Origin of the sequence: Anabaena sp. UHCC 0187, assembly GCF_009712035.1 — a bacterium.
Lineage (GTDB): Bacteria > Cyanobacteriota > Cyanobacteriia > Cyanobacteriales > Nostocaceae > Dolichospermum.
In genome coordinates, this window is sequence record NZ_VILB01000009.1 from 112304 (window position 1) to 139225 (window position 26922).

Annotated in this window: 24 protein-coding genes; 15 read left to right on the forward strand and 9 right to left on the reverse strand. The window is 38.6% G+C overall.

The features are described 5' to 3' along the window. Window positions 1-122: 122 nt before the first annotated feature. Window positions 123-3296: a DUF4114 domain-containing protein gene (locus FJR11_RS08200; RefSeq protein WP_168503217.1), complete on the reverse strand. Its 3174-nt coding sequence runs from the start codon at window positions 3294-3296 to the stop codon at window positions 123-125. 153 nt (window positions 3297-3449) lie between these two features. On the opposite strand from FJR11_RS08200, the gene FJR11_RS08205 reads away from it, so the two are divergent. Beyond that, window positions 3450-3623 (forward strand): hypothetical protein, encoded by a 174-nt coding sequence (locus FJR11_RS08205; RefSeq protein WP_168503218.1) that lies wholly within the window; start codon window positions 3450-3452, stop codon window positions 3621-3623. 644 nt (window positions 3624-4267) lie between these two features. On the opposite strand, the gene FJR11_RS08210 is transcribed toward FJR11_RS08205, so the two are convergent. Together FJR11_RS08210 and FJR11_RS08215 are read right to left on the reverse strand one after the other, a co-directional pair. Further along, entirely contained in the window at window positions 4268-5431 is a 1164-nt protein-coding gene (locus FJR11_RS08210; RefSeq protein WP_168503219.1) for a glycosyltransferase, read from the reverse strand. 274 nt (window positions 5432-5705) lie between these two features. Further along, on the reverse strand, window positions 5706-6722 hold the full coding sequence (locus FJR11_RS08215) for a DMT family transporter (RefSeq protein ID WP_168503220.1): 1017 nt from the start codon (window positions 6720-6722) through the stop codon (window positions 5706-5708). A 132-nt stretch (window positions 6723-6854) separates the two neighbouring features. On the opposite strand from FJR11_RS08215, the gene FJR11_RS08220 reads away from it, so the two are divergent. From FJR11_RS08220 to FJR11_RS08270, 12 genes are all read left to right on the forward strand, one after another. Then, window positions 6855-7376 (forward strand): SET domain-containing protein-lysine N-methyltransferase, encoded by a 522-nt coding sequence (locus tag FJR11_RS08220; RefSeq protein WP_168503221.1) that lies wholly within the window; start codon window positions 6855-6857, stop codon window positions 7374-7376. A gap of 133 nt (window positions 7377-7509) precedes the next feature. Next, window positions 7510-8712 (forward strand): LL-diaminopimelate aminotransferase, encoded by a 1203-nt coding sequence (locus FJR11_RS08225; protein ID WP_168503222.1) that lies wholly within the window; start codon window positions 7510-7512, stop codon window positions 8710-8712. Between the two features lie 103 nt (window positions 8713-8815). After that, complete coding sequence (locus FJR11_RS08230) at window positions 8816-9757, forward strand: glyoxylate/hydroxypyruvate reductase A (RefSeq protein ID WP_168503223.1); 942 nt, start codon at window positions 8816-8818, stop codon at window positions 9755-9757. 141 nt (window positions 9758-9898) lie between these two features. Beyond that, a complete protein-coding gene (gene shc / locus FJR11_RS08235) occupies window positions 9899-11806 on the forward strand; it encodes a squalene--hopene cyclase (protein WP_168503224.1) in 1908 nt (635 codons plus the stop codon). 293 nt (window positions 11807-12099) lie between these two features. Then, window positions 12100-12501 carry a DUF2267 domain-containing protein gene (locus FJR11_RS08240; RefSeq protein WP_168503225.1) on the forward strand — a complete coding sequence of 134 codons (402 nt, stop codon included), beginning with the start codon at window positions 12100-12102 and terminating at the stop codon, window positions 12499-12501. 133 nt (window positions 12502-12634) lie between these two features. Further along, window positions 12635-13075 carry an urease accessory protein UreE gene (ureE, locus tag FJR11_RS08245; RefSeq protein ID WP_168503226.1) on the forward strand — a complete coding sequence of 147 codons (441 nt, stop codon included), beginning with the start codon at window positions 12635-12637 and terminating at the stop codon, window positions 13073-13075. After that, entirely contained in the window at window positions 13053-13739 is a 687-nt protein-coding gene (locus tag FJR11_RS08250) for an urease accessory protein UreF (protein ID WP_168503227.1), read from the forward strand. The genes ureE and FJR11_RS08250 overlap by 23 nt, the downstream gene beginning before the upstream one ends. Window positions 13740-13744: 5 nt before the next feature. Continuing rightward, window positions 13745-14341, forward strand: a complete 597-nt coding sequence (ureG, locus tag FJR11_RS08255; RefSeq protein WP_148764985.1) for an urease accessory protein UreG — start codon at window positions 13745-13747, stop codon at window positions 14339-14341. A 133-nt stretch (window positions 14342-14474) separates the two neighbouring features. Further along, complete coding sequence (locus FJR11_RS23755; RefSeq protein WP_371417486.1) at window positions 14475-14627, forward strand: DUF6516 family protein; 153 nt, start codon at window positions 14475-14477, stop codon at window positions 14625-14627. A gap of 92 nt (window positions 14628-14719) precedes the next feature. Continuing rightward, window positions 14720-15283, forward strand: coding sequence for a sporulation/spore germination protein (locus tag FJR11_RS08260; protein WP_168503228.1), 564 nt, complete (start codon window positions 14720-14722; stop codon window positions 15281-15283). 40 nt (window positions 15284-15323) lie between these two features. Continuing rightward, window positions 15324-15530, forward strand: a complete 207-nt coding sequence (locus FJR11_RS08265) for a hypothetical protein (protein WP_168503137.1) — start codon at window positions 15324-15326, stop codon at window positions 15528-15530. A gap of 102 nt (window positions 15531-15632) precedes the next feature. Then, window positions 15633-17294: an MBL fold metallo-hydrolase gene (locus FJR11_RS08270; RefSeq protein ID WP_168503229.1), complete on the forward strand. Its 1662-nt coding sequence runs from the start codon at window positions 15633-15635 to the stop codon at window positions 17292-17294. Between the two features lie 21 nt (window positions 17295-17315). Here the strand turns inward: FJR11_RS08270 and FJR11_RS08275 are convergent, their stop codons facing one another. From FJR11_RS08275 to FJR11_RS08300, 6 genes are all read right to left on the reverse strand, one after another. Further along, window positions 17316-17627: a DUF6679 family protein gene (locus FJR11_RS08275; RefSeq protein ID WP_168503230.1), complete on the reverse strand. Its 312-nt coding sequence runs from the start codon at window positions 17625-17627 to the stop codon at window positions 17316-17318. 545 nt (window positions 17628-18172) lie between these two features. Further along, window positions 18173-18388 (reverse strand): hypothetical protein, encoded by a 216-nt coding sequence (locus tag FJR11_RS08280; RefSeq protein WP_168503241.1) that lies wholly within the window; start codon window positions 18386-18388, stop codon window positions 18173-18175. Window positions 18389-18650: 262 nt separating this feature from the next. Next, entirely contained in the window at window positions 18651-19439 is a 789-nt protein-coding gene (locus tag FJR11_RS08285; protein WP_168503231.1) for a Nif3-like dinuclear metal center hexameric protein, read from the reverse strand. Window positions 19440-19545: 106 nt separating this feature from the next. Continuing rightward, a complete protein-coding gene (arsJ, locus tag FJR11_RS08290) occupies window positions 19546-20808 on the reverse strand; it encodes an organoarsenical effux MFS transporter ArsJ (RefSeq protein ID WP_168503232.1) in 1263 nt (420 codons plus the stop codon). 111 nt (window positions 20809-20919) lie between these two features. Next, complete coding sequence (locus FJR11_RS08295; RefSeq protein ID WP_168503233.1) at window positions 20920-21936, reverse strand: ArsJ-associated glyceraldehyde-3-phosphate dehydrogenase; 1017 nt, start codon at window positions 21934-21936, stop codon at window positions 20920-20922. Between the two features lie 15 nt (window positions 21937-21951). After that, on the reverse strand, window positions 21952-23010 hold the full coding sequence (locus tag FJR11_RS08300; RefSeq protein WP_168503234.1) for a PstS family phosphate ABC transporter substrate-binding protein: 1059 nt from the start codon (window positions 23008-23010) through the stop codon (window positions 21952-21954). A gap of 316 nt (window positions 23011-23326) precedes the next feature. On the opposite strand from FJR11_RS08300, the gene FJR11_RS08305 reads away from it, so the two are divergent. Continuing rightward, window positions 23327-24697 carry a DUF697 domain-containing protein gene (locus tag FJR11_RS08305; protein WP_174762978.1) on the forward strand — a complete coding sequence of 457 codons (1371 nt, stop codon included), beginning with the start codon at window positions 23327-23329 and terminating at the stop codon, window positions 24695-24697. Window positions 24698-24893: 196 nt separating this feature from the next. Further along, entirely contained in the window at window positions 24894-26282 is a 1389-nt protein-coding gene (locus tag FJR11_RS08310) for a serine/threonine-protein kinase (RefSeq protein ID WP_254444715.1), read from the forward strand. Window positions 26283-26922: the final 640 nt, after the last annotated feature.

Here is a 26922-nt window from a genome sequence, read left to right on the forward strand (position 1 = left end):
TTTGTACCTCCTAACGACGCAACCTGCTGTAACTGTTCAGTAACCTCAGAATGGACAACAAGATCCCCGACTTCTCAAAGAAGTCGGGGATCTAAACGGATTTTAAACTAGAGAAATGTCTTTTAAGCTAGACTCAAATTGACCTTAACAACCATATCATTAAAGTCTTTGTCACCACCACCAAATAGATCCTCAAAACCAAAGGTATTATCACCTAACATCCGCACATGATCGACACCATCGGAGTTAGCACCTAAGAAAGTGAAGTAAATATTGGGGTTAGTGGTACTAGGTGTACCATTAGCGATGAGAAATGGTAAATAGATAGCACCACCTTGAAGAGTCGCATTGAAAGCTGCTGTTCCGCCGTTGTTCACAGTCAAATTCAGATCAGAAACACGTCCATTCAGAGCCGCTTGAGCATAACCAGCTTGTCCTGGGAGGATATCAGCCGTACCATCACCATTAGTATCAATACCGCCATTCTCACCAGTTACCCGATAGAAGCCAATGAAATTATTAAACCCGGCTTCTCGGTTAACTACAAACTCAGCTTTTACCGCACCAGTGATATTCCGTAAATCTAGTGATTCCCCTTGTGGTTTGTTTTGCAGAGTTGAACCCAAAGCGATCGCTTTATCAGTGGCTTTAATTGTTACCTGCAAATCCTCAAACCCAGTTGGATTACCAGAACCATCTTCCCAAGCTAGGGAGAAACTATCAGATCCCAAGTCTGTAATCTTGAGACTAGAAGGGGTAGGAAACAGAACATTACCAATAGAAGTGGCGTTACTGAGTACAGAATCGGTTGAACCACCTTTAACCAAGTAGAATCTCAAATTGTCATTAGAATTAAATCCTAACAACCTTTCCAGGCTAGTGGGATTAAACCCAGCGGGAGGATTAGTCAAAGCAGAGAAAATTACTTGACTTTTTGCTAATGCTTTTTCTGCATAACCCGCTGCACCTGGAGCAATGCCATCAATTTTACCACTCGCATCATCAACGGTAAATACTCCTATTTCATTCACAAGACTAGAACTGCGTCCTGTCAACTTAACTTCTAGTGTGGCGTTGCCTTTTTGAGCTTTGATATTAAAGACATCATCACTAACCTTTGTCAGGAAACTGTTTGAGCCTGAACCTGAGTCAGAACCTGAGTCAGAACCTGAACCTGTTTCGTTGATATCATTGATATTGATGGTCAAAGCTTTTTCATAGGTCAGTCCAGCCGCATCTTGTGTCTTGACGCGAATACTGTAATTGGACTTAGTTTCAAAGTCTGGAGAGACATTAATTTTCAGTTGATTTCCATTAATGGTGAAATTATTATTATCAGTGTCACCATCACCATCAACTAGACTATATGTAAAAGTATCACCTGTATCTGGGTCTGTCGTAGTAAATGAACCAACAACAGAGTTAGTTGCAACATTCTCATCAATGGAGTTTTTGCTGATTTCTAAACCTGTAGGTGCTTGGTTTGTAGCAGTTTCTTTGATATCATTGATGTTGATAGTTAACTGCTTCTCATAAGTTAGTTCACCAGCATCTTGTGTCTTGACGCGAATACTGTAATTGGACTTAGCTTCAAAGTCTGGAGAGACATTAATTTTCAGTTGATTTCCATTAATGGTGAAAGCACTATTATCAGTGTCACCATCACCAGCAACTAGGGTATATGTAAAAGTATCCTTTTTGTTGGGGTCAGTTGTGCTAAATGAACCAATAACTGTATCTTTATCAACATTTTCATTAACGCTGTTATTGCTGAGGGTTAAATCTGTGGGCGCTTTGTTGACAGCAGTTCCAAATATCACATAGGCTCCTCCAGCCTTAGTAGCAGTAGAAAGAGTGCCAATAATCAAGTCTTTAATATCGTCATTGTTGACATCTCCTGCACCACTGACAGAGAAGCCTAATTGGTTATCGAGGGAAAGACCATTAACAATAAAACCGTTGTCACCGTTGAGATTGGATAGATCAAAGGTAGAACTAAAAGGAGTCTTGCTACCATAAACCACATAGGCTTGTCCATTGGAGTTACCATTGGGAGCGCCAATAATGATGTCATCAATGCCGTCACCGTTAATATCCCCTAAAGCACTGACAGCCCAACCGGAGTTGTCTTCTGTTGCAATACCGTTGATGGTAAAGCCATTGCTGCCATTAAGGTCAGAGAGTTCCAGGGTCTTACCAAAACCACCTTTTTTTCCAAAGACTACATAACTTTTGCCAGCAAAATCTTTACCATTGGGATTTCCATCTCTTGCACCAATAATTAAGTCAGCGATGTTGTCACCGTTGATATCGCCGGCTTTACTAACGAAGAAGCCTGATTGATCAACACCTTGTCCGTTGATCACAAAGCCATCGTTAGCATCAAGTTCGGAGACGTTGATCATGCCGTCAGGAAAGGTGTCAGTAAAGGGGTTGTCTTGACTCCGTCCATAGATGACAAAACTGCTGCCAGCATTATTATCACCAGCATAGGGCGCACCAATAATCAAATCATCAATGTCATCACCGTTGATATCCCCAGCATCACTGACGGAATAGCCTAGGTTATTCTCTTCATCGCTGAAGATGATCAACCCGTCATTAGCCTCAAAGTTGTCGTCGAGGTTTATGGTTAAATTAGAACCAAAACCGTCTTTTTTACCAAAGATGACATAGCTTTCACCGACAATACCTGGTCCATTATTACCAGGATTGGTTGCACCAATTAATAGGTCTTTGACACCATCACCATTAATATCGCCGGCACTACTAACAGCCCAACCTGCATTACTACTATATTCACTACCTTGAATAGTAAAGCCCTTGCTACCAAGGTTGGAGAGTTCGATGGGATTACTAAAATAGTTGGATTCTTTACTGCCAAAGATCACATAAGCATTGCCGCGACTGGGATTATTTCCAAAACTGCCAGGTGCGCCAATAGCTAGATCATCAACACCATCACCATTAATATCGCCAATATTGCTAACGGAACGACCGGATTCATCACCTGTTTCAGTCCCATTGATCACAAAGCCATTAGTACCATCAAGACTAGCAAGCTTTATAATTGGATCAAAGCCATTTGTTTTACCAAAGACTACGTAGGTTTTCCCAGCATCACTCTTATTATTGGGATCGTTCAAAGGTGCGCCAATGATTAGATCACCGATGCCATCACCGTTAATATCCCCCGCATCACTGACGGAGAAGCCTGAGTTATCGTCACCTTCACCTTCGATGATAAAGCCGTTGTTGCCGTTAAGTGTGGAGAGGTCAAAAAATTTGTCGCTCATGGTGGTGTAATATTATTGTTTTTTTCAATGTTTGATAAATTTCGGCTACTGCAAAGCAGGTGTAACAGTCGGTATCATGCTAGTTACACAAATATTTGCTATAAATCTGCGTTAGAAAATATCTCTAGGTTTGAATAGCTAGAGTTGCTGTTGATGCCAATATGGATAGAATTTCGCACCCCTGGGGTAAATATGCGTGAAAAGGTGACTCTTAGCTATAGTTGCGTAGCTAGAGTTACTTTTAATGGCAGTAGGGGAATAGTAGTTAATGCCCTGGTATGCAAAATACTCCTCTGGGCTGTAGTTGAGTGGCCAGAGTTGGTATAGATAATTTTTTGGGGATGTTTAGCCTTGGTTAAGTTCTACCCTCTATGAAACACTGGCTACATCCATATACCAAAGTTTTTACCTCATGTGATCAAATCCAGGTCTATTTAAGACTTGGGGTTTTGCCGATGACACCCAAACGAACAAAGATGCTGAAGTTTACGCCTGATTTGATTTAAGGACTATTAGCTTTTTACTAACTAAAAAGTTTACTTCGATTGCCCGAAAACAGTATAGCTCACACATTGTACGATTAGTTGTGAAGTTTCTATGAAGTTGGGGTAAATAATACGCAAATTTCTGAGTTTGGCTTTTATCATTAGCTGTAAGCACGGCAATAAGACCTAGGTTGTGGTTATGATACTGGATTTAAAAGGAAAAGAATTCTCCTTTTAAGGTCTCAATCCCCACTTCCCATTACCTCATCCCTAATTACTAATGTCCAATCCGGACTTCTTTTGAATATTCTGACTACTTCTGGTCTACTATGTTCACCAGTAATCCTAGGGTATTGCTAATAATAGGGCTGGTGTTGAATGAGTGAAAATGGGAATTTTGGCAAAAAATGTCGGCTACTTGTTGTCAACGGGGTAAACTCTGGGTTGATTAGGAGACAGGAGTCAGCACTTCAGCCGGTCTTACATTTATTTTGCATATACTCTACCTTTCCATGCGCCACCACGCCCTTGCCAATGACGCAATGCTGAATCTATTGTCATAAGAGTATACAAAAAAGCAATTATGGGTAAACTAAAAGCAAAAACTGGAGAACATTTATAAAAGCGAGTAATTGGGAAATAAGCAGAAGTCATCAGTAAATAGCCTATGGAAGAGGTGAGGATAATCATCCAATTCGCCAATACCACACCCAAAATAATTCCTAGGGGTGGCAATAAATAAACTAAGGTCATTCCTAACAAACTACCTATGAGTAGGAACGGGGAATAATTTAGTTGTGTATAAGCACTGCGGGCGACCATATCCCAAATTGTTTTGAGGGAGTCGTAGGGACGTAAGCTATAAGTGAGAGTGCTTAGTCCTAGCCAGATTTTTCCATGACTTGATTTAACGGCTTTTGCTAAGGAACAATCATCAATTAAGGCTTGACGGATAATTTGCAATCCACCAATTCTCTTCAGGGCTTCTGCGCGAATTAAAATACAGCCTCCAGCAGCAGCAGCGGTGGCTTTTTTGGGGTTGTTTACCCAGGTAAAGGGGTAGAGTTTTTGGAAGAAAAAGACGAAAGCGGGAATTAATAGTTGTTCCCAAAAGCTTTGACAGCGTAACCGCACCATGATGGATACCATGTCTAATTTCTGTGCCTCGGCTTTGGCAACTAAGCGGCGCAAGTTACTGGGATCATGTTCTATATCTGCGTCAGTAAGTAAAAAATAGTCTGGTGTCAGTTCACTCGCTGTTTGTACACCTTGTTCCATTGCCCACAATTTACCTGTCCAACCTGTAGGTAATGAGGTACTAGAGACAATCTGCAATTGTTGGGTTTTATCGAGGGCGTAGGCTACTCCTTCGGCAATGTTGGCTGTACCGTCGCTACTTTGATCGTCTACTAAAAAGATGGTGAATTTACCAGGATAGTCTTGTTGAAGGAGCGATCGCACGCTAACAGGAATTACATCGGCTTCATTACGGGCGGGAATGACTACACATACCGTCGGCAAGGTGTTATTATCAATGTCTTTATTTGTTTCTAATTGGTGATTTACTCGCCAAAACTGTCCCCAAAATAAGAGTAAAAATATCCAAATCACTAAGGATAGAAGCGTCAAACTGAATATAATTGCTGTCATAACTGTTCCTTGACTCCAATTCAAGATAGTCTAACAGCAAGATATACAATGTTGAGATTCTACTGATTAGCCCAAGGGAAGCGATCGCACTAGCGTTAATCTACTACTACACCACCAATAATATAGCGTTTCCTAGTCTCATGATGTACAAAATCATCTGTGTTTATCTGCGTTTATCTGCGTTCGATTCTTAAAGCTTGTACTTCACTTGAATGGGAATTGCTATAATGGTTATTTGACCTTCTCTTTGTCTTCCTAAAATAGCCGCACCCAATTAATTTAGGGATAACTCGGATTGGGTATCTGGGTCAGTTTTAGTCTGACTTGCAGTGATACCGCAGTAAACACCAAAAAGGATGATGGCAAAAGCGATCGCATTGGCAAGATTCAAGGTTTCTCCAAAGGCAAACCAGGCAGTGATCGCTGTCAAAACTGGATCTAGCAAAAATACTAAGGCCACAAAACTTGCCGAAAAATAACTGAGACTATAGGTAATTAGCCCCTGTCCTAAAAGTTGACCCACAATAGCCAAGCTAACTACAGCTAACCAGCCGGGGAGAGAAGAGGGAAACAATTGCTCACCTAATGCCAGTGTTACCAGCATTGTCAACACCATGCCCACGATACAAAGCCAAAGCTGGATAAAACTGCTGCTAAATTTATCTCGCAGTCGTTCCATACACAGCAGAGAGACTCCCCAAGACATCGCTGAAGCAAGGGCTAAAGCATCTCCTGGGATTTTGGAAATATCAAGCTGGAAATCGTTGATACATAGAGCCACCGTTCCCCCCACAGCAATAACAGTCCCCAAGATAAATCGGCGATTAAACTGAGTCTTAAATAACAGCCAGCCTATAACCGTTGTAAATAAGGGGGTGAGGTTGTGCATCAGGGCAGAATTAGCAATGCTGGTTTGCTGAAGAGACCAAGCCCATAGAATTGGACCTGTGGCAAAAGCTGTGACTGTAATTATCCATAAGAGGAGGAGTTGATAATCGAGAGTAGGGGCGATCGCTACAGACTCCTGATTAATGATGTTTTCTGCGGGTTGCTGATTGGTTAGAATCTGCTTGATTTTCCGTAATCCTTGACCACAAACTATAATCAAAGCGGCAATCCAAAGGCGGTTAAACATCGTTGCCTCTGGACTAATTTCCTCCTCACACCATCGAATTAAAAGTGGCACAAAGGCAAAGGCTATCAAACTGAAGACAAGTGAGGCGATCGCCAGTCTCTTTCGAGACTTCTCATTTTCTCCTGCTGTTTCATCCGCTAATTGGCTTTTGATCATAGATTTTGGTAAAAGCTTGTAGCAAGTCAGTAAAGAAGTAGTATAATTACCGAGAGTCAGAGTTACACATCCGGTTTTCCAACTTTATCAGCTTTTGATAGTCCCTTTAACTGTTCAATAAATATAAGTATCATGCTAAAAAATCAAACTGAAACCACAAAATATTACTCCGTAGCCAATAATCATCAAGAATTTCAAAAGGAGAAAGTATCTTCCTTTGCAGAAATTTGGGAATGTAAACAAACTAGAGCAAAATCTCTACATTCTAGAATAGAGATTCTCCCTGGCGATGTTATTGCTCAAATAAGTATCGGTGGATATGTAGAAAAACCTAATTATTTATCAGTTCAAATCGCCGATACAAAGCATATTTTGCTATCTCCAGAATTTTTACAATACATCAATCACAGTTGTGATCCTAATGTTTTTTTTGACACAACAAACATGGTAATTACCTGCTTGAGAAAAATTGATATTTGTGAAGCAATGACATTCTTTTATCCATCCACAGAGTGGTCTATGGAACAAAGATTTGATTGTCTGTGCGGGAGTGAAAAATGTGTCCGTAAAATTCAAGGGGCAGCCTACTTATCCCCAGATATTATGAAGAAGTATAGATCGAATGAACATATTATTAAAAAGATTATGAACTAAGGATAAACCTCTTTTATGACTATTAAATAAACCTACGAATTTTCAAAAGATCATCCTAGAGGAAATTAAGATTTCACACTACTTTGATAGGAGAGGATTAAGTCTAATTCTAAAACAGGAACTTACAAATGATATGGCAACTAAAAATATAGCTCTGAGTCAGTTAAATAATGGCTCTACTTATAACGAAATCTTTAATCGAGATATTATTGGCAAAGTTAAACTTTTCCAAGCATCCTATCCCCAAAAAAAAATCTATATGATGGGCTGGGGTGATACGAGTCAGCCATTACCGGCAACAGTAGTTAGAGCTTTAATTGATGGAGCAACAAAGCTAGGAAACCTCAATACTTATACAGGTTATGAAGATATTAATGGCAATCCAGAACTAAAAAAATCTGTTTGCGATAAATATTATCAAGAAAAAATAGGTGTTGAGTTTGATAGTTCGGAAATTTTCATTAGTGACGGCGCACAATCATCATTGTCTAATCTCCAAGAACTTTTTGGTTTAGATAATTCTGTAGCCTTACAAAACCCTACCTATCCTGCTTTTATTGAGGGAAATTCATTAGCAGGAAGAAGCCAATTTATTGAATTGCATTGTCACGAACAAAATAATTTTGTACCACAAACTCCTCAAGAAAAAGTAGATTTAATTTATTTGTGCTTTCCCAACAATCCTACAGGAGCAGTGGCGACAAAAGAACAACTTAAGGGCTTTGTTGACTATGCCAGAAGCCATCAAGCTGTAATTATTTTTGATGCAGTTTATAGTTGGTTTGTAAATACCCCCAACATTCCCAGAAGTATTTATGAAATTGAGGGAGCGAAAGAATGTGCGATAGAAATTAACAGTTTCTCCAAAATTGCCAGCTTTACTGGTTTGAGATTAGGTTGGTCTGTAGTTCCCCACAGCCTAACCATTAAAAATACTACATTTGGAGAACTCAATCAGATGTGGAGTATTAGAAATTCAATTAAGTTCTGGGGAGCTTCTAATTTAGCCCAACAAGGTGGCATTGCTGTATTATCCGCACAAGGACAAAAAGAATGTCAACAAAATATTAACTATTATCTAACTAATGCTCATCTTCTTCGACAAGGTTTGTCAAACCAGGGTTTTAATTGTTTTGGTGGTACAGATAATCCTTTTATCTGGCTCAAAGCACCAGGAAAAATGACATCTTGGCAATTCTTCGACAACCTATTACAGGAAATGGGTATTGTTGGTATTCCTGGTTGTTTGTTTGGTGAGAGTGGAGAAGGTTATTTGCGTTTGAGTGCATTAGCAAGTCAAAAAGAAATAGCAGAAGCTGTACAAAATAGATCCTAATCAAGTAGATAAATTTTATTACTTATTTCTCTCAACTATTTAGCTATTTTTTCAAAAATCAAATACTATTCCTAATATACTGAAAAATCAGCAATTATAAGTAATGACAGTTTTATTAATTGGAGAAATAGATCCTACAGATACTTGGTTTGTAGAATTCATTGCAGAATTTAAAAAATCTATGCCTAATATAGATTTGCAAATTTTCCCGGACTGTGGAAACTTTGAAGATGTTGAGATAGCTCTAGCATGGAAACCTCCACTGGGAGCGTTGCTCAAATTTCCCAATCTTAAGCTGATTATTTCCTTAAGTGCTGGTGTAGATCATCTTTTAAGAGATCCAAATTTACCTGATAATATCTCAATTGTTCGTCTTGTTTCGCCCGCTCAAACATTACAAATGGCTGAATATGTCAATTTAGCTGTTTTGTTTTTTCAGAGGAGATTATTTGATTATCAACAATTACAGCGATCGCAACAGTGGGCATATTTGCCTGTATCCAATTCTCAATCATTCACCGTGGGAATTATGGGTTTGGGTGCTTTTGGTTTAACTGTAGCTAAAAGACTTAGAGATATTGGTTTATCTGTCCGAGGATGGAGTCGAACCCCTAAAGAAATTGCAGGAATTAAGTGCTTCTATGGACAAGATCAATTTAGGCTTTTTTTGAGTAAGTGTCACGTCCTCGTGTGTTTGTTGCCGCTAACATCAGAAACCGAAAATATTCTTAATGCTGATACATTTTCTGCATTGTCTCAACCAGCTTACTTAGTTAATGTTAGTAGAGGAAAGCACTTAGTAGAAGCAGATTTATTGAGTGCATTAGATTCTGGTAAAATTGGAGGAGCTTTTCTGGATTGTTTTTGTACTGAGCCATTGCCAAAAGATCATCCTTTTTGGCATCATCCTAGAATTATAGTTACTCCTCACATATCTGCTCCTGGTATACCTAGTGAATTAGCCGGTCAAATTATTGATATTTTTACTAAATTCTACACTGGCCAGCCATTGAAAAATTTGGTTTATTTGCCGCAAGGCTATTGACTAACAGGGAAATATCCAATGACAAGCTACTCCATTTTTAGCTAAGGTATTGAATAATATAATACAAAAGTCAAAACCAGATAAAAAAAAGTTAAATAATTAGAAAGAACAATTATTATTTACTACTGAGGTAGGTATTTGATGCAAACACAAGATAGAGCAAAAGTCAAGCAAGTTGTTGATGCCATAGTCGCAAGTCAAAAACATCTGCTTTCAATTCAAAATCCCGATGGTTATTGGTGGGCGGAATTAGAATCTAATGTTACCATCACCTCGGAAGCTGTTTTACTCCATAAGATTTGGGGAACAGATAAAACCAGACCTTTATATAAAGTGGAAAATTATCTCCGTTCTCAACAGCGAGAACATGGAGGTTGGGAATTGTTTTATGGTGATGGTGGAGATTTAAACACAACTGTAGAAGCTTATATGGCTTTGAGGTTATTAGGTGTACCCGCTACAGATACCGCATTACTAAAAGCGAAATCCCTAATTTTATCCAAAGGTGGAATTAGCAAAACTCGCATTTTTACAAAGTTACATTTAGCCTTAATTGGTTGTTATAATTGGCGCGGACTGCCTTCTTTACCATCTTGGGTAATGTTGCTACCCGATAATTTTCCCTTCAATATTTATGAACTTTCCAGTTGGGCGCGTTCTAGCACTGTCCCATTATTAATTGTCTTTGATCGTAAACCCATTTTTAAAATTGATCAACCAATTAATTTAGATGAATTATATGCTGAAGGTGTGAATAATGTCCGCTGGGAATTACCAAAGAATGGTGATTGGTCAGATATTTTTAACATTCTTGATGATGGCTTTAAATTAGCCGAAAGTTTGAATTTTGTCCCGTTCAGAAATGAAGGGATTGCAGCCGCAGAAAAATGGATTTTAGAACGTCAAGAAGTTACAGGAGATTGGGGCGGAATTATTCCCGCCATGTTAAATTCTCTGTTAGCTTTAAAATGCTTAGATTATGATGCTAATGATCCCATTATCGAACGGGGTTTAAAAGCAGTTGATAATTTCGCCATAGAAACAGAGAATAGTTACTGTGTACAACCTTGTGTTTCTCCTGTCTGGGATACTGCTTGGGCGATTCGGGCGTTAATTGATTCAGGTTTTGCGCCAAATGATCCGGCTATTGTCAAAGCTGGAGAATGGTTAATAGAGAAACAAATTCTCGATTATGGTGATTGGAATATCAAAAATAAGCAAGGAAAACCCGGTGCTTGGGCGTTTGAATTTGACAATCGTTTTTATCCAGATGTAGATGATTCGGCTGTAGTTGTCATGGCTTTACATCAAGCAAAATTACCAAATGAGGAACTGAAAAAACAAGCTATGAATAGGGCTTTAAATTGGATTGCTTCTATGCAGTGTAAACCAGGTGGTTGGGCGGCTTTTGATCTTGATAATGATCAAGAATGGCTTAATTCTGTCCCCTATGGTGACTTGAAAGCCATGATTGATCCAAATACGGCTGATGTCACAGCTAGAGTATTAGAAATGTTGGGGGCTTGTAATTTATCAATTCAACCAGATAATTTAGAAAAGTCTCTAGATTATCTTTTGAAGGAACAAGAAACAGAAGGTTGTTGGTTTGGGCGTTGGGGTGTAAATTACATTTATGGAACTAGCGGTGTTTTATCGGCTTTGGCTTTAATTAATCCCCTGAAATATGCTGAAAATATCAATCAAGGTGTTGATTGGTTAGTCAAAGTCCAAAATACTGATGGTGGTTGGGGAGAAACTTGTTTTAGTTACAATGATCCTAGTTTGAAAGGAAAAGGTGATAGCACTGCTTCTCAAACAGCATGGGCTTTAATTGGGTTAATATCCGCAGGTGAAGCAACGGGTAAATTAGCTATTGAAAGTATCGAAAAGGGGATTAATTACCTGTTAGAAACTCAAAAATCAGATGGTACTTGGGATGAATCATACTTTACAGGAACTGGTTTTCCCTGCCATTTTTATTTGAAGTATCACCTATATCAACAGTATTTTCCTTTAATGGCTTTAGGACGATATCAAGCAATAGCTTAGTAATTAGGAGTTAGGAGTGAAAGTCTTTTTCTCTATGACTTTTTTCATAAATTAGGGAAAATCACACAGAGGACAATACCTATTGTTTACTCTGTGTTTATCTATAGTAATCGGGAGAAGATTTATATCTAACTATAGATATATCTCTATTTACTTCTTTAGCATGAAGTTACCTTCATCATTAAATCCTAGACTGAAGTGAACTTACCATTCTCTGAATTAGGATTGTCAAAAATTTTAGACTATTCACGCATAATTATTTTGTTATTGAGTTAAATACTGGAGATAAAAAAATGGAATATACAGAGTTTATAACCCATGTTCAAAGTCTAACCCAATCAGAATCTCGTGAAGAAGCGGAAGTTGCTACCCGTGCTACCTTGGAAATTATTAAACAAATTGTTCCTAGTGATGAAAGAGAAGAATTAGCAGTACAAATACCCCAGGAGTTAAGAGAATATTTGCGTGGAAGTGAAACAGAACCGATTCAATCTTTGCATTTACAAGAGTTTATTGAGCGAATTAGTCAAAAAGAAAGCGTAGAACCCACCATAGCTGCTATTCATGTCCGGGCTGTTTTTGCTGTTGTACAACTTGCTGTTTCTCCAGACAATTTTCGCAAATTTTATGACTATTTCTCCCATGATTATGAGGAATTATTTACCATATCAATGACAAATAAAATTTCTGCTTAGTTAAGAGAAATTTGTAAGTCGAAAATTATGGCTAATGCTACATTACAAGATACCTGATTTCTGAGAGAAGTCGGGTATATTTTTGTTTATAAATGATTTATAATTACTAAAGTTTAAGTTGATTTTGCGGATTATGCTGACTTTTAGCCAACGTCAACCACCTCATACTGATGTGTTAGTTACTATTACTCTTTCACTCAATGCAGAAGAACGGACTCGTAGCCGTCATAAATTTACATTAGCAGATGGTAAGGAGGTTTTTCTGCGTTTATCTAGAGGTACAGTATTAAATGATGGTGATATTCTTACAGATGAAACGGAAAGTATTTATATGAGAATTATTGCTAAATCTGAACCTGTGTTAACTGCTTATGCAGAAATTTCTTTATTATTAAGGGCTGCGTATCATTTAGGAAATCGTCATGTACCTGTGGAAATTACTCCAACTTATTTACGCTTATCCCCAGATGCAGTTTTAGCTGCTATGTTGACACAATTGGGGTTAGAAATTAAAGAAGAAATTGTACCTTTTCAACCAGAATTAGGGGCTTATGGAAATTACTCTCACGCATAGCCATTTTTTGACAATCTTACAATTAGCAAGTCCAGCTTTACCTGTTGGTGCTTATGGTTATTCAGAAGGTTTAGAACTGTTAATAGAAAATGGGACTATTACTAATATTGAAAATCTCAAACATTGGCTAAAATCTGAGTTAATTCATGGCTCAATTCGCCTAGATGGGGCGATAATGGTGAGGGGTTTTCATGCTGTAAAATCAGGTAATATGGAGGCTTTAAAGCGATGGAATTCATGGTTATCTGCTGCGAGAGATACGGAAGAATTACGGGCTGCTAGTTGGCAAATGGGACGTTCTCTGATGCAATTGTTAGGGAAGCTAGACCCGGAAATTTTACCTGTGGTGAATGCTGTGGGTTATCCTGGTAATTATGCGATCGCTTTTGCTATAGCTTGCGCTCATTGGGATATCAATATTCAAGCTGCTTTATTAGCTTATTTACATAGTTGGGCGAATAATTTAATTACCGCTGGAATCAAACTTATTCCTCTCGGACAAACTGCGGGACAAGAATTATTACTGGGTTTACAACCTTTATTAACTACGACTGTGGGAGAAATTTTGACAATGGAAGATGATGATTTAGGATGTTGTAATTGGGGTTTATCTTTAGCGAGTATGCAGCACGAAACCCAGTATACTAGGTTGTTTAGGAGTTAAGAATTATGACGGCTTTAAGGGTGGGAGTTGCAGGGCCTGTGGGTTCAGGAAAAACAGCTTTAGTAGATGCTTTATGTAAGAATTTACGAGAAAAATATCAGTTAGCAGTGGTGACAAATGACATCTATACTCAAGAGGATGCTCAGTTTTTAGTCCGTTCTCAGGCTTTGTCCAGCGATCGCATTTTGGGTGTAGAAACAGGTGGTTGTCCCCATACTGCTATCCGTGAAGATGCTTCCATGAATTTAGCCGCAATTGAACAATTAGAAGAGAAATTTACCAATTTAGATTTAGTCTTTTTAGAAAGTGGTGGGGATAATTTAGCTGCTACTTTTAGTCCTGAATTAGTAGATTTAACAATTTATGTAATTGATGTGGCTGCTGGTGATAAAATTCCCCGCAAAGGTGGTCCAGGTATTACTAAATCTGATTTATTAGTTATTAATAAAACCGATCTTGCTCCCTATGTGGGTGCTGATTTGAATGTCATGGAACGGGATGCGAAAAAAATGCGTGGTGATAAGCCTTTTATTTTTACAAATCTGAAAACCCAAGCTGGTTTAGGAGATGTGATTCAGTTTGTTAATGCAGCTATTTGTTAATTGTTAATTGTCAGAATCAGGATTTATAGGATTAAAGGATTTATAGGATATTAGCTTGTGATTGATAGGAATTTCCATCTAAGTGAGGTACAGCAAGCAAGAATTAACCGCAGATAGAAGATGATGGACGCGGATAAACGCAGATAAATGGGAAAATGTTCCACATTATCCTAATTTACCAAATTTTCCTCATCATGTTCATATTAGTGAAGAATCTAATGTTTATTCAAGTGTTTGTATGAATATTTTAGAAGTTATTGATTTAATCAGTCAAGAAATAAAATAGGATGGTGTACAACGGTAATTATCATTGATATTTAGGTTTTTTATTTCCTTCCCCTGATGAATTTTCTTGTAAAAATCCAACGGAATTACTATATGTATAATTACAAACAAGCTATTTTATCATTATTTTTAGTTGTATCCTGCACTGTTATTAGCAGTTGTGATTCTAACAATACCGCTAATAACCCAACTCCAGAAACAACACCAACTAGCAAAATTAACCCCAGTCCCCCAAAGAAACTACAGAAGTCTCCCACTCCCGTAGTTGAACCATATACCGATAATTCTAATACTAAAGCTATCTCTGGGAAAACTACCAACGTTACCCTATACATAAGTGATGATCAATGTCAAGAATTAATTCCCAGAAAAGCTGATATTTCCGCCCAAGAACCTATGAATGAGGCTATAGGTAAAATATTCAAAGAACAAAACACAGCAGATTTTAGCGTGTCTGGCTATCGTGTAAATGTAAAAAATGGTGTTGCGATTGTTGATCTCCGTATCTCACCAGATTCAAAAAGACAAGTATCTTCTCTGTCTAGTTGTGAACAGTTTGCATTGTTTAGTAGTGTCCGCAAAACATTAATTAGTAATTCTCAGTGGAAAATTAAAGATGTCCGCTTTACTGAACGTGGAGAGGATATTGCCCTGTAATGCTGGGGGTAAACGTGCTATTATTACAAATAACCCAAACATGGTCAAGATTTCTAGTGATTTTGCCCAAATGCAAAAATACACTATTAGGATAAAAAATTCTGAAGTCAAGGGGATAAAATCAATGGATGTCAAACTGATTTTAGTGGGTTTAACTGTTATATTTACGGTTTCGTGCTTGTTCTTTGGTACGAAAAATGGCTTTTATGATTCCGATGACTATCATGGCAATGGTTCTGCTCATTAACAGGGGTTACAACTTAGGTTTCCAACTTTTTTGAACTTTTGCTGAGGAATATTGCTAAAAGCCAACTTTCTCAGCCAATAGTTTGATTGAGGGGAGGAATAAATGATGAATAATATATCAATTGATGCGGTCGAAACAGCTAATGAGTTAGAGTGCTTGCCCTATAGCGTTCAGCATCAAGATGAGGGAGTGTGTCTACTCGTCAGGATGGGTCCACACCGTATCCTGTTAGATTTTGGCTTGACAAATATTTTGCCTGTAACGCAGAACTTGACTAAATTGGCACAACCTGGGACATCACCTATGCCAGCGGATTTAGTTTTGGTTAGTCATGCTCATCCAGATCATGCTAGAGGCTTATTAACACTGCATCAAGCTTTTCCTATGTTGCCTATATATGCTAGTGAGGTAACGACGAAGTTATTACCGCTGAATTGGACAGAAGAAGAACTACCAGGAATTCTCCCATTTTGTCAGGCCTTACCATTGCGATCGCCTATAGAAATCAGGGAAGATTTAATAGTAGAATTATTTCCCGCAGGTCATTTACCCGGTGCTGTGGCGATTCTCCTCACCTACCACACCCCCAAGCGTGATTATAAATTACTTTATACTGGTGATTTTTTCCTATCCAACTCTCGTTTAGTAGAAGGGTTGCGACTGGATGAACTTCGGGGTTTAAATTTAGACGTGCTATTAATTGAAGGTAGTTATGGTACATCCCGTCATCCCCATCGTCGTCATCAAGAAAATCAACTAGCCGAAAGGATTCATCGTGCAATTAGTGCCAGTGGGACAGATGAGAGCTATTCAGTAATTTTACCAACTCCGGCTTTAGGTTTAGGTCAAGAATTACTCATGTTGTTACGTTCCCATCACCACTTTACAGGTAGAGATTTAGATATTTGGGTGGATGGTGCTGTAGCCACTGGTTGCGATGCCTATTTAGAACTTTTACCCCATCTTCCGGCTTCAGTTCAGAATTTTGCCCGTCATCAACCTTTATTTTGGGATGAACGGGTAAAACCTCGTGTCAGGCGATTAAAACCAGAAAATCTGGCAACTTTAGGGGCATCTCCTTGTATTGTTCTCACGGACTCCACAGCAGATTTACGTAAATACTGCCAACTCAATACAGGCAATTGGTTAATTCTTTTACCTGAAAAAATTGATATTCCCGTTAATCAAGAATATTTAGTACCGACAAAAGTTGAAAGTTATCTGTTAGCGCAACATAGTGATGGACCAGGAACAACCCAGCTAATTCATAATTTACGACCCCAGCACGTTATTTTTGTCCATGGTTCTCCTAGTTATCTGGCGGACTTGACTTGTTTAGAAGAGTTACAAAATCGCTATCATGTCCATTCACCAGCCGCAGGAACTCTAGTAGAATTACCGATTGGGGAAACATTTTTACAACCGGCTGCCCCCGAAACTAATTATGGGGGTGAGTTGACAGAGTTGGGAACTGTTATTACCATCACTCTCCCGGATGCGGTGAGGGCAGATCCCCGCTGGCGACAATTTGCTGATACAGGTTTAATCGAAGCGCGTTGGCAAGGTGAGGATTTGGTATTACGGGGGTTATCTCCACGAGAACTATTAAACCAAAATAACCTTCGCCCTAATTCTGGTGATATTGAATGCTGTGGTAGTTGCCGACATCAAAGAGGGCAACGGTGTTGGAACTCCGCTGCCCCCTTATATAATTTCAAAGTTACCCTTGACGGATACTGTCCTGCCTTTGAACGCTTGACGTGAATTTAATTAATTTAGGAGCGTCTAATCTGGATTTAGGTCAGTATAAGGGTTATGAATACGCTCTGCTTCTGGACAGTCATCAGTGGTCAGCGGTTCTAAATTACCGCGTGATACTGAAGCTAATTTTTGAGTGACAGATCCGATGCTTTCGAGACGAACCATCTCCTCCCAAGAACAAACTTCATCTTCTTCGTCTGTTTCATAGCGTAAAGTCACTAAATCGCCCTCGATATCAATGATGCGGGCCCGCTCTATCCAGCGTTGCTGATCCCGCAAAAAAACACATACCTCCCGCCCGTCGCAACAAAGTTGATAAATTTTGCGGTGTAGCATGTAGTGCTTCTGCCTTTTTATACAACGTAGTTAAACCTGTCAGATTTGGGTTTCATGCCTGGAGTATCAGCCTTTAAGAGGCAAATCTTCCGGTGAGAACCCAGTAAGTTTAGTGACTCAATTTTACCACTTATTTTTAGTCATTAGTGTTAGGTGAAATTTTGGGTCTTAAGTTTTAGTTTACCGCATTAGTTGAACGGCTATACAAGCTATTAACATCTACAGACATTTTTCTTTTACTTGGTGTTCCCATAAGGAAAGGAAAGTGAGCTATTCCTGACAACACATTTTGCTAAAACCTGGATTGTAGATATATAATAGCATTATTTTGTATTTCTTAACCGTGAATACTTCTTTTAGATAAACATTTAAATATCAAAGGCGTTACTTAAGCAAAATGTAAATTTATATGTAGAGATTCTGCTTACATAGGTTTTCAGATATTGCAATGTCATTTTTATACATAAAATCACCAGGATTTAATAAAGTAGGGAATAAATAGAAGGTTGACATTGACGGGGTTGTCTAAGTTTTATCCCCAATATTTAGCGAGAATGACTGAGGGCAGCAAATTCCAATGGACGATGAGCGGCGGCTTCGGGTTTAATTTTACCACTGCGAATCCCATCATCAAGAGCCGTAAGAGCTATCAAATCGGTTGATTGATAACACCTATTTCTTAGCACTTGGTGAATTAGACCCTCAGATTCAACACTAAGACATCCAGTTTGGAAAGCCGATTTAACCAGTGAGCGAATCATCATAACTAGGGACAACGAAGCAATTGATTATTTTCATTGTGGAACAATTACTCTTGAAATACATTGATGCAAACCAACTATCCTTAGTGATTCTCATTACATAAATATAGTGATCCATATCACGAAAAATAGGGTTAATACTCATTTATGTCCGAGTTTTTACTGATAATTGACAATGAGCAAAATGCCATATCATCAAAAATATATATTTTTGATGATGAATTAAGTATTATCCAGTACGTGTAGTTTATAGTGATCGAAGTTAGGATAAAAACTGCCGGAAATCTTCATCTTGCTGACTCAATTGCACCCAATCTAAGTTAAGGGCTTGAAATTTCTGTACCAGGCGATCGCAGGCTGGGCGTTCTGTGGCATAATGTCCGGCATCAATTAATATAAGACCATGATCACGGCTTTCTTGGAATTGATGAAATTTACAGTCAGAAGTTAAGTAAACTTGGGCATTAGTTTTGACTACCGCTGAAATATAACCTGCACCAGAACCGCCTAAAACAGCTACCCGTGAAATTTGCTGTTGTAAATCAGCTATGGGGGAAAAAATTAACTGGGGCGGATTTAATTGAGTTTGAATATTATTAAGTAACTCTTGTAATGTCAAAGTAGGTTTTAGTATTCCTACACGCCCATAACCTAAACCTGCTTGGGTAGGAACAATGGGTGATACTTCTTGCAGTTCAAGAAGTTGCGCTAAAACGTCAGCAGTACCATTTGCCACTTGGTCAAAATTAGTATGGGCGGTATAAATTCCGATATTATGAGTAAAAGCTAACCGCACCATTTCCGTTAATGCTTCCCCAGTGCGGAAAGATTTGGGGGGATAGAAAATGAGGGGGTGGTGGGCAAAAATTAGATTAGCATGGAGAGCGATCGCTTCTTCCATTACTGCTAAAGTTGGAGTTAAACACACTAAAACCCGCGCTTCTGTGGACAAAATACCTGGTTCAACTTGCCAACCGCAATTATCCCAACTTTCGCACCAAGCGGGATTTGCCCATTCTTCAAACCAGGTAATTAAATCAGTAACTTTCATTAAATTAAAATAAATCAATGGTAGATTGAACTTAATTTAATTATAATCCTATTGGCAGAAATAACCGAAAAAACTGTTTTTTGATATCTCTTTAGACTCGCAAATATTAATCTCCGTCTCCAGCTTTCCAAGCTATAGATTTACTAGGTTGAGGATTAGGTAACTTCAGAGAAACCAAACCTGCTGCTAATACGAAAAACATTGATGTCCACAGACAACCAACCAATCCAAATATTTGATAAACCAAACCAGATAACACTGTACCTACAAGACGACCACCGGAATTTGCCATATAGTAAAAACCCACATTTAAGGCAACTTTATCATCATCAGTAAATGCTAAAACCAGATAGGAATGGACAGCGGAATTGAAAGCAAATACGACACCAAAAACGAGAAGTCCAGCAATAATTACGATATTAGCAGGTAAACCTAATTGTAATGCTAGAGCGATCGCACCGGGAACAGCCGTTAATGTAAATGTCCAGAATCGAATAGTTTGAGATTGGGGTGGACGGCCAGAACCAAAACGCTGCATGAGTGTCGGTGCTAAAAACTGAATAATCCCATAACCAATCACCCAACAAGCCAAAAATCCCCCCACCTGATAAAAAGACCAGCCTAATGTCTGCCGTAAAAACACTGGTAAAGCTACAACAAACCATACATCTCTAGACCCAAACAAAAAGAATCGCGCCGCCGAGAGAATATTGATTTCTGCGCTTTTAGAGAAAAGTTGGCTAAATTTGACCTTTTTCTTAATTTTACCCATACCTTTGGGCAGCATTAACCCGGAAAACATAATTACAGAAAGTCCCCCAGCCATAATCCACAGAGAATTAATAAAGCCAACAGAACTGAGAAGGGCGCTACCAATAAAGAAACCAACACCTTTCAAAGCATTCTTAGAACCTGTTAGCACCGCCACCCATTTAAACAAAGAAGATTGAGCATCTTGAGGCACAACCAAGCGAATAGCACTTTTAGAACTCATCTTGGTTAAGTCCTTAGCAATTCCCGAAAAAGCCTGTGCAACCATCACATAAAGGACTGAAAGCCACTGCACCCACCCCGGATTGAGAAAAGACAGCATGACTAAAGAAAAAACCTGTAACCCAATACCAGTGTAAAGAGTCACCTTTAAACCAAACTGAGAACCAATCCAACCACCAAGAAAGTTTGTAACAACTCCAAATACCTCGTAAAACAGGAACAGAGAGGCAATTTGGATAGGTGTATAACCAATTTTATTAAAATAGAGTAACACTAACATTCTCAAAGCCCCATCAGTCAAAGTGAAGCCCCAATATGCCAGTGTCACCAGAATATAATTCTTGAAATTAGAATTAGAAGCAGTAGTAGAAGCCATGATTAAAAATTCAAAATCGTAAATACAAACTAAAATTCTCTCTCCGTCTCTGCGCCTCTGCGTGCAAAAAATCTTAATGGGGTAGGACAGAAAACCCACCCCTGAAAAACCTTATTTCTGCAAACTTAAAGCCACCTTTCTCGCTAATTCCACCATGCGGTTAACATAACCCCATTCATTGTCATACCACGCCAAGATTTTCACTTGAGTTTCATTGACAACCATTGTCGAAAGGGCATCAATAATTGCAGAATGAGGATCATCTTTATAATCAATAGAAACTAAAGGACGTTCTTCATAACCTAAAATTCCTATTAATGGTGCTTGTGCAGATGCAGTTTTCAATAAATCATTAACTTCGGCTATTGTTGTCGAATGTTCAACTTCAAAAACACAATCTGTAAGCGAAGCATTTAACAAAGGTACACGCACAGCCAAACCATTTAATTTACCATTCAATTCTGGATAAATTAACCCAATAGCTGTAGCTGAACCTGTGCTAGTGGGGATTAATGACATACTTGTAGCCCTAGCCCGACGCAAATCTTTATGAGGTGCATCTACAATAGTTTGAGTATTAGTATTGTCGTGAATTGTGGTAATTACTCCATGTTTAATTCCTAAACCTTCATGAATTACTTTTACGACTGGGGCTAAACAATTAGTAGTACAAGAAGCTGCTGTTAATAAATGATGTTTGTCAGATTCATAGAGGTGATCATTTACCCCCATGACAATATTTAAAGCCTCTTCCTTTACAGGTGCAGCAACAATTACTTTCTGCACACCTCTTTTAAAATATGGATCAAGAGTAGCGGGTGTTCTAAACTTACCAGAACATTCCAAAACTATATCAATCCCAAAATCTTCCCAAGGAACTTCACCTGGTTGAGAATGTTCAGTAAAACTGAGAGATTTACCATCAATAACAACTTGGTTTTTGACAGCTTCTACTTCTGGTGTCCAACGCCCATGTACAGAATCAAATTTGAGTAAATGTGCTGCGGCTTCTGTTCCACCTTTGGTTTCGTTAATGTGAACAAATTCTATTTCTGGATAATCCCAAGCAGCACGAACGGACAACCTTCCCATGCGCCCAAATCCATTAATTCCTACTCTAATGGTCATGATTTTTATTAATTCCTAAAATTGCTTTTGTTTGCGTAATAATTGCCCAAGTGTAAGATCAAACTCCGATTTACCAGCAAAGACTGTTCCCACTTTGCCTTTATATAAGTGAACATAATCAAGTTTGTAAGCTTCCTCTGATAAAGGCACATAGCCGACAGAACTAGCTGTTTTTGCTGCGTTTTTAATGTAGAAATCTGCAAACTTATAAACTACAGTTTTGTTTTGACTAGACCAGAGATTCACATATATAAATAGAGGTCGAGAAAGTGGTTGATATTTGGCATTTTCTACTGTTTCTGGTGATGGTAAAACAGCACCTTTACCGTTATTAACTGCTAGGACTTTTAACTTATCTTTGTTTTCTTGGTAGTAAGCATAACCAAAATAACCCAAAGCATCAGGATCTTTATTTATACCTGCAACTAAGACTTCATCATCTTCGCTGGCTGTGTAATCTTTGCGACTGGCTTTGGCTTTACCGACAATTGCTTCGGTAAAATAGTCAAATGTTCCAGACTTATCACCAGCACCATATAATTTGATTGGTCTGTCTGGCCAAGAAGCGCGGACTTGATTCCATTTTGTAATTTTTCCCTCAGCCGCAGGTTCCCAGATTTTCTTTAATTCAGCTATTGTGATATCTTTTACCCAGTTGTTTTGCGGATTAACAGCGATAGTTAGGGCATCAAAAGCTATTGGTAATTCCATGTAGCTGACACTATTTTTTTTACAAGCTGCCATTTCTGACTGGTTAATTGGCCGAGAAGCATTACTGATATCTGTTTTACCAGCACAGAATTTTTCAAACCCACCGCTAGTACCGGAAATATTTACTTGTACTTGACTCTTATTTTCGGGGTTAGCTTGATATGCTTTGACTACAGCCTGGGTAATGGGATATACGGTACTAGAACCATCTACTCTGATAATTGTGTCAGTGGTAGAGTTAGTAACTTTTGTCGCTTCAGTTGGTTGCTGAACATTATCGGTAGAATTGGAAGTAGTTGTACAACTGGTTGTCAAGACTAACATTCCCAGGGTTAAGACTAATTTGCTTGCTATTTTATTCACTGATTTCACCTGTATAATTAGTGAGCAGACTACTTGTCCTATCTACTTATTATTTCAAGAAAAGTTGATATGTCAATATTTACTTTATCATCAGATGTAAAAATTAATCAAGAAAAATTGATGTATTGTTTATACAATGCTTTTAGCTGCTTACTCTTCTCCAACATTAAAAGATGTTTGTTCACCAACCTCAATCCGAGTAGCAGGTTTTGGACTAAAGTGAGGTAAAAGCTTTTTCCTCGCGTGGAGAATCACAATTGTGAAGTTACAGCGACCGATTTTAGTGGGAGGACTAGGACTATCGTTCTTCCTATGGATGTTAGACAGTTGGCATGATTCAATAGTGCAAGTGGGAGAATTTGGATTCCTGAGTGCTTTGGCTGTGGGTGGGGGTTTGTGGTTATTGAAAAAAAATCAGCCCCAATTAGGTGAACAGCTAAATGATATAGTTGTGGATAGAAAGGTTGTGGATCAGGCGATCGCTCAAACCGAAGTAATAATTAATCAACTGGCACAAGAAGCAGCAAATCATCCTCACCTAGCAATTCTCCGCGAAAACCTCGCTAAACTGCCCTTAGAACTGGATAGAAAGGAAATTACCCTGGCCGTTACTGGTGGTAAATTCGTAGGTAAAAGTACAGTTATTGAAGTTCTAAAAACTGCCCCAACTCTGCCGGGAATGTCTTTGCATTTTGCGGAAACAGCGCCTTTATTTTCCGTAGCTGGTGAAAATTCCGATGTTGTCACTTTATCAGAAATGCAGAAATCTGATTTTGTCTTATTTCTGACAAACGGTGATTTAACAGATTCAGAATTTCAGGTTTTACAACAGCTAAAAGCCGTAAAACAACCGAGTTTGCTAGTTTTCAACAAACAAGATCAATACCAACCTGATGAACGCGCTACAGTTTTCCAATCATTAAAGCAGCGCATTGGTGCAAACGTAGTTGCGACTGCGGCTTCTCCCGTAGCTGTGAAAGTGCGGAAACATGAAGAAGATGGTTCTTTCCAAGAATGGATGGAACAACCAACGCCAGATATCCAGCAATTGACACAACAATTAGCAGCAGTTGTCGGACAGCAAGGAGAACAGCTAGTTTGTAATACGACAAATCGCAAAGTATTATTACTGAAAGCTGAAGCCAAAAATTGTTTAAATGGTGTCAGAAGAGATCAAGCTACACCCTTTATAGAACAATATCAATGGATTGCAGCGGCAGCGGCTTTTGCTAATCCCGTACCTGCGTTGGATATTCTCGCAACTGCGGCGATTACTGCTCAAATGGTGATAGATTTGGGTAATATTTATCAGCAGAAAATTTCCTTAGAACAAGCGCAACAAGTAGCTGGAACTATGGGAAGTTTGATGTTGAAATTAGGTTTAGTGGAACTTTCAACTAGGGCTGTAACAGGTATTCTGAAAACTAATGTTGCTACCTTTGTTGCTGGAGGAATGGTAGAGGGAGTTAGTGCTGCTTACCTCACCAGAGTAGCCGGTTTAAGTTTAGTGGCATATTTTGAACAGCAAGAAATTGCTTTAGAATCGGGAAGTGCGTTAAATCTCGATAAACTGCGTCAAGTTTTGCAAACTGTATTCCAGCAAAATCAAAAAATGGCTGTTTTGGAAGCTTTTGTCAAGCAAGGTGTGAAGCGGTTGTTACCGGAAGCCAAACCAGTGGAAGTCTAATTTATTACTTACCTTGGCGATTGAAAATCGCGGCTACACAGACAAAACCCACCTTCGTGGGTTAGATATTAGTCCACGCAGGTGGACTTTGCTTGTGTAGTAGCGATTTCTAATCGCCCAATACTTTTAAAACATCCGAGGGGATATCAGCAATGATATATTTAAATTAATCTCTGCGGTATCTACTAACAAGGGTATGATTATTTGGCAACCAGGACAAGAAATTAATAACGGTAGATTTATTATTCAAGGTAAACCTTTGGGTAGCGGTGGTTTTGGGACTACTTATAAAGCCTTAGAACCCAGCACGGGGAAATTATACGCCATTAAAACTCTTAACCAGCAAATGCAATTGCGAGAGGATTTTGCAGAACAACAGGTTAAGTTTATTAACGAAGCCTTGACAATTAAAGGTTTTGATCATCAGCATATTCTCAAAGTCCATGAAGTTATCCAATCAGGTGAGCTTTTTGGCGTGGTGATGGAATATATTGATGGGGAAACTTTATTTCAATATGTTAGACAAAACGGACAACTTACCGAAAGCGAAGCACTATTATATATAGATCAAATTGGTCAGGCTCTAGAATATATTCACGCTAAAGGCAGTTTACACCGAGATATTAAACCTGAAAATATTCTTTTACGCCAAAATAAACGAGAAGCGGTTTTAATTGATTTTGGTTTAACTCGCAGTATTGCAACTAAAAGCATGACAAATGCTTTAACAGAAGGTTATGCACCTATTGAACAATATCGTCGCAAAGGGAGTTTTGGTTCTCATACCGATGTTTACGCTTTAGCTGCAACTTTATATTATCTGCTTACGGCTGATGGACTCAACAAAGAGGGTGAATTTAGTCCAGTACCCGCGCAAAACCGCAAATATGATGATGAACCTTTACCCGCACCAAAACATTATAATTCTCGGATTAGTCAGAGGGTGAATGATGCTATTTTGCAGGGTATGGAAATAGAACCGGAAAAGCGGACTCCGACGGTTTTGAACTTTCGGGAAAATTTGGGTTTGGTAAGAACCCCACCCCCTAACCCCCTCCCCGCAAGCGAGGAGGGGGGACTAAAATCATCCTGTGGAATGGACTATAGGAAACTGCGTGACTTACTCAAAGCAGGGAAATGGAAAGAAGCAGACGAGGAAACAAAACGGGTAATGTTAGCGGTTGGGAACCGGGAAAAGGAAGGTTGGTTAGATGTTGAAAGTATTGATAATTTTCCCTGTGAAGACCTCCGCACTATTGACCAGTTGTGGGTAAAATACAGTGATGGTAAATTTGGTTTTTCTGTGCAAAAACGAATTTATAAAGGTTTAGGTGGAACGAGAGAATATAACTCAGGCATCTGGGATAAGTTCGGCGACAAGGTAGGATGGAGAAAAGCAATTGTTGAGTATTACAAAGATAGCTATCACTTTGGCAACCACAAATGGTTGTACTACGGAGATATTACTTTTGACAAAAAAGCACCAGAAGGCCACCTCCCGCAATACATTTTTCATAAGTGGGGGTGGGTGTTGGTTTGGGGTTGGTGTGAGGGGAGGTGTCTTCTCTCGCGTCGAGACTTGTAAACTGTAACATTTAAAGGTTACAGAAAAATATTAAGTCTGAATCAGGATGTCCAGGATTAAAGGATGTAGAGGATTTTATTTTGTGGTCAAAGATCCCCGATTTCTGAGATAATTAATGTTAGTAAATGATAAGATTAATCAAAGAAGTCGGGGATCTGAATCTCTCAATTGTCTGAATCAGGATATCCAGGATTAAAGGATGTACAGGATGTTAGTTTTAAATGTGATGTTTTGAATATTTATTTAATATTTAATTTAATATGTGATCATCAATTTTCAATTTAAAAATCTGAGAATTGAATCAGACAAATAAAATCACCAACTCCCCACCAAAAATCATCCAATAACATCCTGAAAATCCTCAAATCCTGGGTATCCTGATTCAGACAAAAAAAATCACCAACTCCCACCAAAAATCACTCAATAACATCCTGAAAATCCTTAAATCCTGGAAATCCTGATTCAGACAAAAAAAATCACCAACTCACCACCAAAAATCATCCAACAACATCCTGAAAATCCTTAAATCCTGGACATCGTTCAGATATAACATAATAAATTACCAGCAGGAGTATTACTTATGACGGTAAAAAAACTTATGCAAGCAGAAATTGATAGAATATCCAAACAAAGTTTTGAT

What these genes read in the sequence shown, in the direction of transcription:
- FJR11_RS08200 (WP_168503217.1), bottom strand. Translation starts at nt 3,296, where the DNA reads ATGAGCGACAAATTTTTTGACCTCTCCACACTTAACGGCAACAACGGC.
- FJR11_RS08205 (WP_168503218.1), top strand. Translation starts at nt 3,450, where the DNA reads ATGCCAATATGGATAGAATTTCGCACCCCTGGGGTAAATATGCGTGAA.
- FJR11_RS08210 (WP_168503219.1), bottom strand. Translation starts at nt 5,431, where the DNA reads ATGACAGCAATTATATTCAGTTTGACGCTTCTATCCTTAGTGATTTGG.
- FJR11_RS08215 (WP_168503220.1), bottom strand. Translation starts at nt 6,722, where the DNA reads ATGATCAAAAGCCAATTAGCGGATGAAACAGCAGGAGAAAATGAGAAG.
- FJR11_RS08220 (WP_168503221.1), top strand. Translation starts at nt 6,855, where the DNA reads ATGCTAAAAAATCAAACTGAAACCACAAAATATTACTCCGTAGCCAAT.
- FJR11_RS08225 (WP_168503222.1), top strand. Translation starts at nt 7,510, where the DNA reads ATGGCAACTAAAAATATAGCTCTGAGTCAGTTAAATAATGGCTCTACT.
- FJR11_RS08230 (WP_168503223.1), top strand. Translation starts at nt 8,816, where the DNA reads ATGACAGTTTTATTAATTGGAGAAATAGATCCTACAGATACTTGGTTT.
- shc (WP_168503224.1), top strand. Translation starts at nt 9,899, where the DNA reads ATGCAAACACAAGATAGAGCAAAAGTCAAGCAAGTTGTTGATGCCATA.
- FJR11_RS08240 (WP_168503225.1), top strand. Translation starts at nt 12,100, where the DNA reads ATGGAATATACAGAGTTTATAACCCATGTTCAAAGTCTAACCCAATCA.
- ureE (WP_168503226.1), top strand. Translation starts at nt 12,635, where the DNA reads ATGCTGACTTTTAGCCAACGTCAACCACCTCATACTGATGTGTTAGTT.
- FJR11_RS08250 (WP_168503227.1), top strand. Translation starts at nt 13,053, where the DNA reads ATGGAAATTACTCTCACGCATAGCCATTTTTTGACAATCTTACAATTA.
- ureG (WP_148764985.1), top strand. Translation starts at nt 13,745, where the DNA reads ATGACGGCTTTAAGGGTGGGAGTTGCAGGGCCTGTGGGTTCAGGAAAA.
- FJR11_RS08260 (WP_168503228.1), top strand. Translation starts at nt 14,720, where the DNA reads ATGTATAATTACAAACAAGCTATTTTATCATTATTTTTAGTTGTATCC.
- FJR11_RS08265 (WP_168503137.1), top strand. Translation starts at nt 15,324, where the DNA reads ATGGTCAAGATTTCTAGTGATTTTGCCCAAATGCAAAAATACACTATT.
- FJR11_RS08270 (WP_168503229.1), top strand. Translation starts at nt 15,633, where the DNA reads ATGATGAATAATATATCAATTGATGCGGTCGAAACAGCTAATGAGTTA.
- FJR11_RS08275 (WP_168503230.1), bottom strand. Translation starts at nt 17,627, where the DNA reads ATGCTACACCGCAAAATTTATCAACTTTGTTGCGACGGGCGGGAGGTA.
- FJR11_RS08280 (WP_168503241.1), bottom strand. Translation starts at nt 18,388, where the DNA reads ATGATTCGCTCACTGGTTAAATCGGCTTTCCAAACTGGATGTCTTAGT.
- FJR11_RS08285 (WP_168503231.1), bottom strand. Translation starts at nt 19,439, where the DNA reads ATGAAAGTTACTGATTTAATTACCTGGTTTGAAGAATGGGCAAATCCC.
- arsJ (WP_168503232.1), bottom strand. Translation starts at nt 20,808, where the DNA reads ATGGCTTCTACTACTGCTTCTAATTCTAATTTCAAGAATTATATTCTG.
- FJR11_RS08295 (WP_168503233.1), bottom strand. Translation starts at nt 21,936, where the DNA reads ATGACCATTAGAGTAGGAATTAATGGATTTGGGCGCATGGGAAGGTTG.
- FJR11_RS08305 (WP_174762978.1), top strand. Translation starts at nt 23,327, where the DNA reads ATGTTAGACAGTTGGCATGATTCAATAGTGCAAGTGGGAGAATTTGGA.
- FJR11_RS08310 (WP_254444715.1), top strand. Translation starts at nt 24,894, where the DNA reads ATGATTATTTGGCAACCAGGACAAGAAATTAATAACGGTAGATTTATT.